Raw genomic sequence first — 12,424 nt, 5'->3', positions numbered from 1 at the left:
CCTTCAATCGCGACCGTCGTTCGCGAGGACGACGGCGAGCCGGTGACGCGAGGCACGGGCACCCGGCGAACGGGGACGTCCTGGGGCACACTGGGCGGATGATGGCCAGGACCGGACGGAGGCACGCGTGACGGACGAGCAGCGTCCCGCCGGGGGCACAGCACCCACCCCCCGGCCGGGTTCCGGGTCGGACCGTTCGGCGGCGTCGGTCAAGCATCTGGCGGGCGCGTCGAGCGCGGCGCGCAAGGTGGCCGGGGCGCGGCGCAATCCCTCCGTCGTCGGCTACGACGACACGGTCCCCTCCTGGCTGCGGACGGCGGCGGGGTGGTCGTGGCGACTTCTTCTCATCGTCGCGGCGGTCGCGCTCATCGTCTACGCGACGGCGCAGATCCAGATCGTCTTCGTCGCGGTGTTCCTCGCGCTCGTCATCTCGTCCGTGCTGCGCCCGGTCACGGACCTCTACGCACGGATCATGCCGCGCGGGCTCGCGACCGCCCTCGCGATCCTCTCGGCGTTCCTCTTCATCGCCGGCCTGCTGACCTACGTGATCTCGTCCGTCGCCGGGCAGTGGGAGAAGCTCGCGGGGGAGTTCAGCGACGGTATCGAGGAGATCCTCGACTTTCTCGAGAACGGTCCGTTGCCCGTGACCATCACCGCGGACGACGTCAACGGCTGGATCGACAACGGGCGCCAGTGGCTCAGTGAGCACGGTGGCGACATCGCCAGCCAGGCCGCCGCGAGCGCCGGCTCCGTGGTCGAGGCGTTCGCCGCGATCGCGCTCGCCACCTTCTGCACGGTGTTCTTCCTCGCGCGCGGCAAGGAACTGTGGACGTGGTTCCTCAACCAGCTCCCGGCGCGCTCGCGCGACAGCTGGAAGATCGCTGGTGGTGCCGGGTGGTACACGTTCTCCGGCTACGCGCGGGGCACGGTGATCATCGCGCTCGTCGACGGCATCCTCGCCGGCATCCTGCTCGCGGTACTCGGCGTCCCGCTCGCCGCGCCGCTCGCCGTCCTCGTGTTCATCGGTGCGTTCATCCCGATCATCGGCGCGCCGCTCGCCATGATCGTCGCGGCGGTCGTGGCCCTCGCCGCGGACGGCATCGTCACCGCGCTCATCGTGACGATCGGGATCGCGCTCATCGGGCAGTTCGAGGGCCACATCCTGCAGCCCCTGATCATGGGAGCGCAGGTCTCCCTGCATCCTCTGGTCGTCGCCCTCGCCGTGACCGCGGGCACGCTCGTCGCCGGCATCCTCGGCGCCGTCGTCTCCGTGCCGCTCGTCGCCGTCGCGTGGGCGGTGTTCTCCAAGCTGCGTCACAAGGACCCGCCCATGGAGGAGGACCTCCCGACGGCGAAGGAGATCGCCCTCGGGGACGTCGGGGGCACGCCGCGAGGCGAGGCCACGGAGGACGCCGCGGGCTGACCGGCGTGAGCGCGCCACCGCCCGAGGCGACGGCTCAGCGGCGGACGGCCGACACGTCGGCGGCGAGGCGCAGCGATACGTGCACCGCGTCGCCGACGCCCTTGCCGGTGGCCTCGCGCACGGTGCGCAGCACCGCGAGGAGGTGCGGCCCGTCGTAGGCGACGAGCGACGCGTGGTACGCGACGCCGTCGACGTCGGCCACGACGGGTACCCGGCCCCGCGTCCCGAACAGCTCGGCCGCGTCGTAGGGCAGAGCGACGAACGCCCCGGACCTCGTCCCCGCGGCGGTCACGACGGCGTCGAACTCCACCGGTCCGGGGTCCGTCCACGTGGGCATGTCGTCGACCGTAGCGGACGGCCTCCGCCGGGGGGAACGCTCGGGGAGAGGGAATCTGGCCGCCGTCCTGCGCGGGTCGGCGTGGTGCGCCCACACTGGACCATGAGGATCGGCATACCCACCGAGGTCAAGAACCACGAGGACCGCGTCGCGCTCACCCCCGCCGGCGCCCACCACCTAGTGCGGGCCGGGCACGACGTGCTCGTCCAGACCGGGGCCGGCGACGGCTCCCACCTGCCCGACGCCGAGTTCGAGCGCGCCGGCGCCCGGATCGTCGCGGGCGCCGAGGAGGTGTGGGGCGAGGCGGAGCTCGTGTGCAAGGTCAAGGAACCGGTCGCGAGCGAGTACCCCTTCCTGCGCAAGGACCTGCTGCTCTTCGCCTACCTCCACCTCGCGGCCGACCGCGCGGGGACCCGGGCGCTCCTCGACGCCGGCACGACGTCGGTCGCGTACGAGACCGCGCAGGCCCCCGACGGGTCGCTCCCGCTGCTCGCACCCATGAGCGAGGTCGCCGGGCGCATGGCGACCCAGGTCGGCGCGTGGCTCCTGCAGCGTCCCGCGGGTGGCCGCGGCGTCCTGCTCGGCGGCGTGCCCGGTACGCGTCCGGGGCGCGTCGTCGTGCTCGGCGGCGGGACGGTGGGGCGCCACGCGGCGGAGATCGCCGTCGGCATGCGCGCCGAGGTGACGATCGTCGACCTCTCGCTCCCGGTGCTGCGCGCGGTCGACCAGGAGTTCGCGGGCCACGTGCGCACCGTCGCGTCGAGCGCCTACGCGATCGAGCGCGAGGTGCTCGAGGCCGACCTCGTCGTCGGGGCGGTGCTCGTCGCCGGGGCGCGGGCGCCGCGCCTCGTGACGGACGACCTCGTCGCCCGCATGCGCCCCGGGGCCGTGCTGGTCGACGTCGCGGTCGACCAGGGCGGATGTTTCGAGGGGTCGCGGCCGACGACGCACGACGACCCGACGTTCGCCGTGCACGGCACGACCTTCTACTGCGTCGCGAACATGCCGGGCGCCGTGCCGGTGACGAGCACGCTCGCCCTGACGAGCGCGACGCTGCCCCACCTCGCCGCGCTCGCGGACGGCGGGATCGGCTCGCTGCGCGACGTCCCGATCCTGCGCTCGGGCGCCACGACGCACGACGGCGTTCTGCTCAACGAGGCCGTGGCCGCCGCCCACGACCTGCCGTGGACGCCCGCGGACGACGCCCTGCGCGCCTGAGCGTGGCAGGCTCGGCGGGTGCACCCCTTCGCCCTCGACGACGGCCGCGTCCACCTGTCCACCCCGACCCTCGACGACGTCGACGCGATCACGGCCGCGTGCCAGGATCCCGCGGTCGCGCAGTGGACGGTCGTGCCGTCGCCCTACACGCGCGACGACGCGGCGCAGTTCGTGGCCGAGTACGTCGGACCGGGCTGGGAGCGGGGTGACGTCCTCACGTGGGGCGTGCGCGAGAGCGCCGGCCCGTCCGGGATCCCCGGGCCTGACGGCGTCGGCCGTCTCGTCGGCATGGTCGGCCTGAGCCACGACGACGCACCTGAGGGGCAGCGGTCGGCGGAGATCGGGTACTGGGTCGCGCCGGACGCGCGCGGACGAGGGCTCGTGACGGCGTCCGGCCGGCTCGTCGTCGACTGGGCGTTCGACCCCGAGGGCGGCGGCCTCGCGCGCCTGTTCTGGCAGGCGTACGTCGGCAACTGGCCGTCGCGGCGCGTCGCGTGGCGGCTCGGGTTCCGCGTCGAGGGCACGGTGCGCGGCTTCGCGCTCCAGCGCGGCGAGCGCCGCGACGCGTGGATCGGCACGCTCCTGCAGGCTGACCCGCGAGAGCCGAACGAGCCCTGGGCGGGCGACACCCCGCCGTCGGGCACCGCGGCCTGACGGCGGCGCCGACCGAGCGGCGACGACCGGCACCCAGGCATGCGCGAATGTGTTTCCGTCGCACCCGCTCGCGGGGTCAAGATGGGCACCATGACCTCCGAGCCCACGACGCGCACCGGCGCGCCCGCGCCCACCGACGCGCCGGCCCCGACCCTTCTCGACCTCGACCCGGCCAACCCCTTCGCGGCGCCGTCGGCGCTCCCGTACGAGCTGCCCGACTACGACGCGATCCGCGAGGAGCACTACCTCCCCGCGCTCCGGGCCGCGACCGCCGCGCAGCGCGCGACGGTCGAGGCGATCGCGACCGACCCCGCGCCGGTCACGGCCGCGAACCTGCTCGACGCGCTCGAGCGGTCGGGCCGCGACCTCGCGCGTGTGCTCAACGCGTTCTACAACCAGCTCTCCGCCGACGCGACCCCGGGGCTGGAGCAGATCGAGGAGGAGTTCGCCCCGGAGCTCGCCGCGCACCACGACGCGATCTACATGGACGCCCGTCTGTACGCCCGCGCCCGCGCGCTGCAGGACGCCGTGGAGGCGGAGGAGCAGGCTCTCGAGCCCGACGCCGCGTGGCTGCTCCACACGCTCCTCGTCCGGTTCCGCCGCTCGGGCGTCGAGCTCGACGGCGGCCAGCAGCAGCGCCTGCGCGAGCTCAACGGCCGGCTGACGACGCTCGAGGCCGCGTTCGGTCGCACGCTGCTCGCCGGGGCCAACGCCGCGAGCGTGCTCGTCGCGGACCGTGCCGAACTCGAGGGCCTGCCCGACGACGCGGTCGCGGGCGCCGCCGCCGCCGCGGCGTCGCGCGGGCACGACGGCGCGTGGTTGCTCGAGATGCAGCTCCCGACCCAGCAGGGCGTCCTCGCGTCGCTCGCGCGACGCGAGGTGCGCGAGCGCGTGCAGCAGGCGTCGGAGTCGCGGGGCGCGACCGGCGACGACCACGACACGCGCGGGATCGTCCTGGAGACCGTGCGCCTGCGCGCCGAGCGCGCGCGACTGCTCGGCTACGAGCACCACGCGGCGTACGTCGCGGAGGACGCGACCGCGAAGACGACCGAGGCCGTGAACGCGATGCTCGCGCGCCTCGCCCCGGCGGCGGTCGCGAACGCGCGGCGCGAGGCGGCCGATCTCGAGGCTGCGCTGCAGGCGGACGAGCCGGGCGCGACGCTGCGCGCGTCGGACTGGTCGTACTACGCCGAGCGCGTCCGCAAGGACCGCTACGCGCTCGACGACGCGCTCCTGCGCCCCTACCTCGAGCTCGAGCGCGTCGTGCACGACGGCGTGTTCCGCGCCGCGAACCGGCTGTTCGGCGTCTCTTTCGCCGAGCGCCACGACCTCGTCGGCTACCACCCGGACGTCCGCGTCTTCGAGGTCTTCGACGCCGAGACCCCCGGCGAGCCTGGCCAGGGACTGGGCCTGTTCCTCGCCGACTGGTACACGCGCGAGTCCAAGCGTGGCGGGGCCTGGATGAACAACCTCGTCGACCAGAACGACCTGCTCGGGCAGAAGCCGGTCGTCGTGAACAACCTCAACATCGTCAAGCCCCCGGCCGGTCAGCCCACGCTGCTCGTCTGGGACGAGGTCATCACCCTGTTCCACGAGTTCGGGCACGCGCTGCACGGCCTGTTCTCCGACGTGCGCTACCCGTCGCAGTCCGGCACCGAGGTGCCGCGCGACTTCGTCGAGTACCCGTCGCAGGTCAACGAGATGTGGGCCTGGGAGCCGTCGATCCTGCGGTCGTACGCCGTGCACCACGAGACGGGCGAGCCGATGCCCGCGGAGTGGGTCGACACGATGCTCGCGTCGCGCCAGTTCAACGAGGGCTTCGGGACCACCGAGTACCTCGCGGCTGCGCTGCTCGACCAGGCGTGGCACCAGGTCGGGCCCGACGGCGTGCCGTCGACCGAGGCGGACGTCGTGCCGTTCGAGGCGGCCGCGCTCGAGGCCGCGGGCGTCGCGTTCGCGCCCGTCCCGCCGCGCTACCGCACGACGTACTACAACCACGTGTTCGGCGGCGGGTACGCGGCCGGGTACTACTCGTACATCTGGTCCGAGGTGCTCGACGCCGACACCGTCGAGTGGTACCAGGAGAACGGCGGCCTCACTCGCGAGAACGGCGAGCGCTTCCGCCGCGTCCTGCTCGCGCGCGGCGGCTCGCAGGACCCGCTGGCCTCGTTCCGCGAGCTGCGCGGCCGCGACGCCGACATCGCGCCGCTTCTCGCGCGCCGCGGCCTCGACGCCTGACCCGAGGACCGGCACTGCCGAGGTAGAGCCCTGGTGCGCCGAGGTAGAGGCGTGGTCACTTCCGCGCCTCTACCTCGCCGGACCTCGCCTCTACCTCGGCGGCTCACCCGGGCGGACCAGGCCGGTCTCGTACGCGACGACGACGAGACCGGCCCGGTCCCGCACGCCGAGCTTGGCGAGGATCCGGCCCACGTGCGTGCGCGCGGTGGCCGGGCTCATGAACAGCGCCGCGCCGATCTCGTCGTTCGTCAGCCCGCGGCCGACGTGCGCGAGCACCTCGCGCTCGCGGTCGGTGAGGCGTGCGGCGACGTCGGCCGCGAGCGCGTCGTCGCGCTGCCCCGCGCGCACCGCTTGTGCCACGACGCGCGACGTCACCGTGGGGGAGAGCAGCGCATCACCGGCGGCGGCGGTCCGCACGGCCGCGCGCAGCTCGTCGGGGCTCGCGTCCTTGAGCAGGAACCCGCTCGCCCCGGCGCGCAGCGCGGCGAACAGGTTCGCGTCGTCGTCGAACGTCGTGAGCACGACGACGCGCGGACCGGCCGGGCGGTCGTCCTCGGACGTCGCAGCGCCCGGAATTCCCGAGTCGGGGACCGCGTCGCCGTCGACGATCTGACGCGTGGCCGCGATCCCGTCGAGCACGGGCATCTGCAGGTCCATGAGGACGACGTCGGGGCGCACCCGGCGCACGAGCGCGACGCCCTCGCGACCGTCCGCCGCCTCGCCGGCCACCTCCAGGTCGTCCGAGCGCTCCAGCAGCGCACGGATCCCCGTCCGGACGAGGGGCTGGTCGTCGACCAGCACGACGCGGATCACGAGCCGCTCCGACGGTCGTCCCCGGCGGAGGTGGAGGCGTCCTCGGTGGCGCCGGGCGGGGGCGCGGCACCCACCGGGACGCGTGCGCGCAGGAGGAATCCGCCGTCGTCGGGCACGTGGGTCGTGACCACGCCCCCGAGCACCGCGACGCGCTCGCGCAGCCCGCGCAGCCCGAACCCGTCGTCGCCCGGCGGGCCCGACGGTCCGCGCCCGTCGTCGCGCACCTCGACGCCGATCGCGTCACCGGCCGGCTCCAGGGCGACGTGCACGACGGCGCGGCGCGCCCCCGCGTGCCGCAGCACGTTCGTCAGTCCCTCCTGGACCACGCGGTACACGGCCGCACCCGCCGCGCTCGCGTCGACCGAGCCCGGGAGGTCGACCTCGAGCGCGACGTCGAGACCGGCCGCCCGAGCGGTGCGCGCGAGGTCCTCCAGGCGGTCGAGCCGGGCCTGCTCCGCAAGACCCTGCCCCGGAGCCGACGTCCCGCGCAGCGCCCGGACCGTCACGCGCAGATCGGCCAGCGCGGCGGTCGTCGCGGCGCGCACGAGATCGAGCTCGGCCCGCGCGGTCGCGAGCGCCGCGTCGGGGTCCGATGCCGAGGGGCGGGCGCTCGCGTCGTCGAGCGCCTCGCGCGCGACGTTCGCGTGCAGGGAGACGACGGCCAGGTGGTGCCCGACGACGTCGTGCAGGTCGCGTGCGACGGACTCCCGGTCGCGCGCGAGCCGGTCGGCAGCCTCGAGCTCGAGCGCCTGCTCGCGCAGCGCGTCGGCGTGTCGGCGCTGCTCGTCGCGCTGGCGCCGCACGAACGACCCGTGGCCGAGGGCGATCGCGGCGGCCATGAGCGCGACGGTGGTGGCGAGCTCGTACCCGAAGACGTACCGGACGTCGTCGCCCTCGGCGAGGCGGAAGTAGGTGGAGACCACGACGAGCGCCGCGGCGACGCCCACGGCCCAGGCGAGCCGGCCGGCGACGGCGGCGGAGTAGAGGGCGACCGAGACGGGCAGCGCGAGGCCGATCGCCGGCAGGTCCAGCGCGTAGTACCCGCAGATGACGAGCGCCGTCGTCACGAGGACCCCGACCGGGAACCGGCGACGGCCGAGCACGAGCAGCCCGAGAACGAGCGCGACGGGGTAGGCGACCCACGGGTCGGCGGACGAGCCGCCGACGTCGGCGGCGACGGCGAACGCGAGGACGTCGAACACCGCGAAGCCGAGGAGCGCGTCGACGAGCCACGCCGGGGGCGCCGCACGAGAGGTGCGGACGGTCGGCGGCCGGCTCGGCTCGCGGTCGGGAGGCGTCACACCTCCGGAGTCTAGGAACCTGCCGCCGCTTGCGCGTCCGCCGAGGGTCGGTGACGGGTCGGGGTCGCGTACGTCGAGACGCGTACGCGGGGGCCGAGGAACGACGCACGAGGGGACGCACCGGGGCGGACGCGCCCGCCTGGTGTCGCTCCCTAGCGTCGACGCCATGCACTCGACACCCGAACCCGAGCACCTGCACCAGACGCCGCGGACACCCGGCCCGCGGCCCGGCCCCGCCCAGCCGGTCCCGCCGGAGCGGCGCACGTTCTCCGAGATGGTCCGATCGCTGAGCTGGCCCCTCGTCCTCGGCCTCGGGGCCCTCGCGCTCGTGCGTCCGCTCCTGAGCGTCACCGGGGTCGACGAGGTGATCGGCCGGCCCGCAGCTCCCCTCCTGACGACGCTCGTCCTGACGGTCGTGTGGGTCGTCGCGATCGTCGTCGCGCGGCCGGTGGCGCCGCTCGCGACCGGCGTCGTTGTCGGCCTCGCCTACGGCGTCGTGGCCCTCGCCATCAGCGCGGTGCTGTCGCCGATCCTCACCGGCGAGCTCCAGGGCCCCGTCGCCCTCCCGTGGGCCGTCGTCCCGGTGCTGCTCACCAACGCGGCGTGGGGTGCGCTCGCCGGGCTGGTCGCCCACGGGCTCCTCGCCGCGCGTCGCTGACCTGCCGCCCCGCCGCCGCCACCCCGAGCGGGATCCGAGCGCCCTCAGGGTCGGTTCCGGGGACGCGTACGCTTCCGTGCGGACGCGCCCGGCACCGACCGGTCCCTAGCGTCGACGGCATCGCCTCGCTCGCACGAGGGCCGCCGTCGACCCGCACCACGCCGACCGCCGGCGTCCAGCCAGGAGAACCCGATGACCTATCAGCCACCCACCGCGCCGCCGTCCGCCGCCCCGACCGGGCCGCCCGGAGTACCACCGGCCCCTCCTCGCCGGCGCCGTGGCCCGTTCGCCCGCATCCTGCTCGTCCTCGGCCTCGTCGCCGTCCTGTTCGTCGGCGCGATCGTCGCCGTGGTGGGGGTCGCGTGGGCGCGGGCGGCGACGAGCACCGCGGGCGCCGTCGACTTCACCCGGCCGCTCGCGGTCCCGCCGCTCGCAGCGTCCCGGGTGGAGGACGGCGTCCGGATCTTCGAGCTCGAGGCCCGGGAAGGCGTCGCCGACCTCGGCGCGGCCGAGCCCACGCCGACCCTCGGGCTCAACGGTGACTACCTTGGTCCGACGCTGCGCGCCGCACGCGGCGAGCGGGTCCGCGTCGACGTGACCAACGCGCTGGACGAGACCACGACGATCCACTGGCACGGCATGCATCTGCCGCCCGCGATGGACGGCGGACCGCACCAGATGGTCGAGCCCGGCCAGACATGGTCTCCCCTGTGGACGATCGACCAGCCGGCTGCGACGCTCTGGTACCACCCGCACCTGCACGGGCAGACGGCGAGCCAGGTGTACCGCGGGCTCGCGGGGATGTTCCTCCTGGACGATCCTGCCGGCGCCGAGGGCCCGGCGGCGGACCTGCCGCACGAGTACGGCGTGGACGACGTCCCCGTGATCCTCCAGGACAAGAGCTTCCACGCCGACGGCCGGCTCGACGACGCCGTGTCGTTCCTGTCGCCCGTGGGCCCGCTCGGCGACACCGTCCTCGTCAACGGCACGCCCGGCCCCTACCTCGACGTGACCACCGAGCGTGTGCGCCTGCGCCTGCTCAACGGCTCCGACTCGCGCGTGTACGACGTCGGGCTCGCCGACGGCGGGACGGTCCAGCTCGTCGGGACCGACGGCGGGCTGCTCACCGCCCCGCAGACCGTCGAGCGGGTACGGCTCTCGCCGGGGGACCGAGCGGAGGTCGTCGTGACGATGAGCCCCGGGGAGCGCGTCGTCCTGCGCAGCTTCCCGCCCGACCTCGGTGTCAACCCGGTGTTCGAGCGGTTCTCGGGCGGCGACGACACGCTCGACCTGCTCGAGCTGCGCGCCGCCGACGAGCTCGCGCCGAGCCCGACCGTGCCGGACGTCCTCGCCGCGGCCGACCCGTCCGAGGAGCTCGACGAGTCCGACGCCGTGCGCACGCGCCGCTTCCAGCTCGCCGGGAACGCGATCAACGGGAAGTCGATGGACATGTCCCGGATCGACGAGGTCGTCACCGTCGGCGAGTCCGAGGTCTGGGAGGTCAAGGGTCTCGACGACACCCCGCACAACTTCCACGTGCACGACGTGCAGTTCCGCGTGCTCGACGTCGGCGGGTCGCCACCCGGCCCGGATCTCGCGGGCTGGCAGGACACCGTCCACGTCGAGCCGGGTCACGTCACGCGCCTGCTCGTGCGGTTCGACGCCGCTGAGGGCACGACCGACCCGAGCACGCCGTACATGTTCCACTGCCACCTCCTCACGCACGAGGACCGCGGCATGATGGGCCAGCTCGTCGTGGTCGCCCCGGGCGAGCAGGCGCCGTCGCGCATCGACGTCCCCGACGGCGTCACCCACCCCGACCACGACGCCGACCACGGCGACGCGCCCGACGTGTCCGACGCCCCGGGCGACGGCACCGGCCCCCGCCGCCCCGCCACGGACGAGGGCAACCACCGCGCAGACCACTGACCGTCGCCGAGGAAGAACCCCGCTCTGCCGAGGTAGAACCGTGGTTCTTGTGTCGGACGGCGCGTGGTCGGTTTGGGTGGTCGGGGTGGGTGGGGGCGCCGCGTCTACCATCCGCCGCTCGTTCCTCGCGGCTCCCGCCAGGCCCGACCACGACGCGGCGCCCCCACCCACCCCTCCCGGCGTCGTCCCACCTTGGTCGGTGCTCGCCCGGGCAAACGGCCCGTGGGGCCGGTCTCCCGGCGTCTCGCCGTCTCGCCGTGCGGCCGACGCCCGAGCCCTGGATGGTCCTCGAACACGACATGGCTCGCTGTCGAACACGACCTGAGCGTCGCCACGGCCTGGATAACGACACTCATCTCGTGTTCGGCGCATGACCAGGGTCGGACCGACTGACGGTTCTATCTCGCGCGACCCCGGTTCTACCTCACCCAGGCGGACGGCCGGCCCGGGTAGCGTGTCGCCATGACCGCTCCGCACCCGGACTCCCGCGTACGCACCACGACCCCGGCACCCGACGCGACGGCCGGGGGTGTCCTCCTGCCGACCGCGGAGGACGAGGTCGTGCGGATCTGCCAGGAGCTGCTGCGGATCGACACGTCGAACTTCGGGGACGGGTCGGGGCCGGGGGAGCGGGCCGCGGCGGAGTACGTCATGGAGCTGCTGCACGAGGTCGGGCTGGAGCCTGAGCTGTTCGAGTCGGAGCCGGGCCGCGCCAGCGTGGTCGTGCGTCTCGAGGGCGCGGACCCCAGCCGGCCCGCGCTCGTGCTGCACGGTCACCTCGACGTGGTGCCCGCGCAGGCGTCGGACTGGTCCGTCGACCCGTTCGCGGGCGAGGAGATCGACGGACTGCTGTGGGGCCGCGGCGCCGTCGACATGAAGGACATGGACGCGATGATCCTCGCGGTCGTGCGGCAGATGGCGCGCGAGGGGCGCAAGCCCGCGCGCGACGTCGTCGTCGCGTTCTTCGCCGACGAGGAGGCGGGCGGCACGTACGGGGCGCGGTACGCCGTCGACCACCGGCCGGAGCTGTTCGAGGGTGCGACGGAGGCGATCAGCGAGGTCGGCGGGTTCTCCGTCGAGGTCGGCGGCCGTCGGGCGTACCTGCTGCAGACCGCGGAGAAGGGCATCGCGTGGCTGCGGCTCGTCGCCGACGGCCGCGCGGGCCACGGCTCGCAGGTCAACCCCGACAACGCCGTGACGCACCTCGCGGAGGCCGTCGCGCGGATCGGTGCGCACCACTGGCCGTACACGCTCACGCCGACGGTCGACAAGCTCCTACGCGGCGTCGCCGACCTCACCGGGCTGTCGTACGACCCGGGCGACTCGCGCAGCGTCGACGCGCTCGTCGCGGCGCTGGGGCCGGCGTCGCGGTTCGTCGGCGCGACCGTGCGTCACACGTCGAACCCCACCCAGCTCTCCGCGGGCTACAAGGCGAACGTCATCCCGGGCCGTGCCGAGGCGACGATCGACGCCCGTCTGCTGCCCGGCCACGAGGACGAGGGCTTCGCGCGGTTGCGCGACCTCGCCGGCGAGCACGTGCGCGTCGAGGAGATCCACCGCGACATCGCGCTCGAGGTCCCGTTCGAGGGCGAGCTGGTCGACGCCATGGTCGACTCGCTGCTCGCGGAGGACCCCGAGGCGGCGGTCCTGCCGTACACGCTCTCGGGCGGTACGGACAACAAGTCGCTCGCCCGGCTCGGCATCACCGGCTACGGCTTCGCGCCGCTGCGTCTGCCCGGTGACCTCGACTTCTCCGGCATGTTCCACGGCGTCGACGAGCGCGTGCCCGCCGACGCGCTGCGGTTCGGCGTGCGCGTGCTCGACCGCCTCCTGCGCACCTGCTGACGCCGGCC

10 protein-coding genes are annotated in these 12,424 nt (G+C 74.5%); 7 read left to right on the top strand and 3 right to left on the bottom strand.

Annotated elements, in window-relative coordinates:
- Positions 1–127: 127 nt before the first annotated feature.
- Positions 128–1,423 (top strand): AI-2E family transporter, encoded by a 1,296-nt coding sequence (locus tag AC4H2H_RS02600; protein WP_494369250.1) that lies wholly within the window; start codon positions 128–130, stop codon positions 1,421–1,423.
- Between the two features lie 34 nt (positions 1,424–1,457).
- On the opposite strand, the gene AC4H2H_RS02595 is transcribed toward AC4H2H_RS02600, so the two are convergent.
- Positions 1,458–1,760 (bottom strand): DUF1905 domain-containing protein, encoded by a 303-nt coding sequence (locus AC4H2H_RS02595; protein ID WP_494369249.1) that lies wholly within the window; start codon positions 1,758–1,760, stop codon positions 1,458–1,460.
- 102 nt (positions 1,761–1,862) lie between these two features.
- On the opposite strand from AC4H2H_RS02595, the gene ald reads away from it, so the two are divergent.
- The 3 genes from ald to AC4H2H_RS02580 all read left to right on the top strand — a co-directional run bounded on the left by ald (position 1,863) and on the right by AC4H2H_RS02580 (position 5,870).
- Positions 1,863–2,978 (top strand): alanine dehydrogenase, encoded by a 1,116-nt coding sequence (gene ald / locus AC4H2H_RS02590; protein WP_494369248.1) that lies wholly within the window; start codon positions 1,863–1,865, stop codon positions 2,976–2,978.
- Positions 2,979–2,996: 18 nt separating this feature from the next.
- Positions 2,997–3,632: a GNAT family N-acetyltransferase gene (locus AC4H2H_RS02585; protein ID WP_494369247.1), complete on the top strand. Its 636-nt coding sequence runs from the start codon at positions 2,997–2,999 to the stop codon at positions 3,630–3,632.
- Between the two features lie 90 nt (positions 3,633–3,722).
- Complete coding sequence (locus tag AC4H2H_RS02580; RefSeq protein WP_494369246.1) at positions 3,723–5,870, top strand: M3 family metallopeptidase; 2,148 nt, start codon at positions 3,723–3,725, stop codon at positions 5,868–5,870.
- A 90-nt stretch (positions 5,871–5,960) separates the two neighbouring features.
- On the opposite strand, the gene AC4H2H_RS02575 is transcribed toward AC4H2H_RS02580, so the two are convergent.
- Both AC4H2H_RS02575 and AC4H2H_RS02570 read right to left on the bottom strand, forming a co-directional pair.
- Complete coding sequence (locus tag AC4H2H_RS02575; RefSeq protein WP_494369245.1) at positions 5,961–6,683, bottom strand: response regulator; 723 nt, start codon at positions 6,681–6,683, stop codon at positions 5,961–5,963.
- On the bottom strand, positions 6,680–7,984 hold the full coding sequence (locus AC4H2H_RS02570; protein ID WP_494369244.1) for a sensor histidine kinase: 1,305 nt from the start codon (positions 7,982–7,984) through the stop codon (positions 6,680–6,682). The genes AC4H2H_RS02575 and AC4H2H_RS02570 overlap by 4 nt, the downstream gene beginning before the upstream one ends.
- Before the next feature lie 166 nt (positions 7,985–8,150).
- Here AC4H2H_RS02570 and AC4H2H_RS02565 point away from each other — a divergent pair, with 166 nt between their 5' ends.
- The 3 genes from AC4H2H_RS02565 to AC4H2H_RS02555 all read left to right on the top strand — a co-directional run bounded on the left by AC4H2H_RS02565 (position 8,151) and on the right by AC4H2H_RS02555 (position 12,416).
- The gene (locus tag AC4H2H_RS02565) at positions 8,151–8,642 is read left to right on the top strand and encodes a hypothetical protein (protein ID WP_494369243.1); all 492 of its coding nucleotides are present in this window, start codon (positions 8,151–8,153) and stop codon (positions 8,640–8,642) included.
- A 192-nt stretch (positions 8,643–8,834) separates the two neighbouring features.
- The gene (locus tag AC4H2H_RS02560) at positions 8,835–10,571 is read left to right on the top strand and encodes a multicopper oxidase family protein (protein WP_494369242.1); all 1,737 of its coding nucleotides are present in this window, start codon (positions 8,835–8,837) and stop codon (positions 10,569–10,571) included.
- A gap of 462 nt (positions 10,572–11,033) precedes the next feature.
- Positions 11,034–12,416 (top strand): M20/M25/M40 family metallo-hydrolase, encoded by a 1,383-nt coding sequence (locus AC4H2H_RS02555; RefSeq protein WP_494369241.1) that lies wholly within the window; start codon positions 11,034–11,036, stop codon positions 12,414–12,416.
- Positions 12,417–12,424 lie beyond the last annotated feature (8 nt).

It is taken from the genome of Cellulosimicrobium sp. BMG9.22 (genome assembly GCF_059159975.1).
The sequence above is the reverse complement of the archived record's forward strand: the minus strand, read 5'-3'. Positions and strand labels throughout refer to the sequence as shown.

What these genes read in the sequence shown, in the direction of transcription:
- AC4H2H_RS02595 (WP_494369249.1), bottom strand. Translation starts at nt 1,760, where the DNA reads ATGCCCACGTGGACGGACCCCGGACCGGTGGAGTTCGACGCCGTCGTG.
- ald (WP_494369248.1), top strand. Translation starts at nt 1,863, where the DNA reads ATGAGGATCGGCATACCCACCGAGGTCAAGAACCACGAGGACCGCGTC.
- AC4H2H_RS02580 (WP_494369246.1), top strand. Translation starts at nt 3,723, where the DNA reads ATGACCTCCGAGCCCACGACGCGCACCGGCGCGCCCGCGCCCACCGAC.
- AC4H2H_RS02565 (WP_494369243.1), top strand. Translation starts at nt 8,151, where the DNA reads ATGCACTCGACACCCGAACCCGAGCACCTGCACCAGACGCCGCGGACA.
- AC4H2H_RS02560 (WP_494369242.1), top strand. Translation starts at nt 8,835, where the DNA reads ATGACCTATCAGCCACCCACCGCGCCGCCGTCCGCCGCCCCGACCGGG.
- AC4H2H_RS02555 (WP_494369241.1), top strand. Translation starts at nt 11,034, where the DNA reads ATGACCGCTCCGCACCCGGACTCCCGCGTACGCACCACGACCCCGGCA.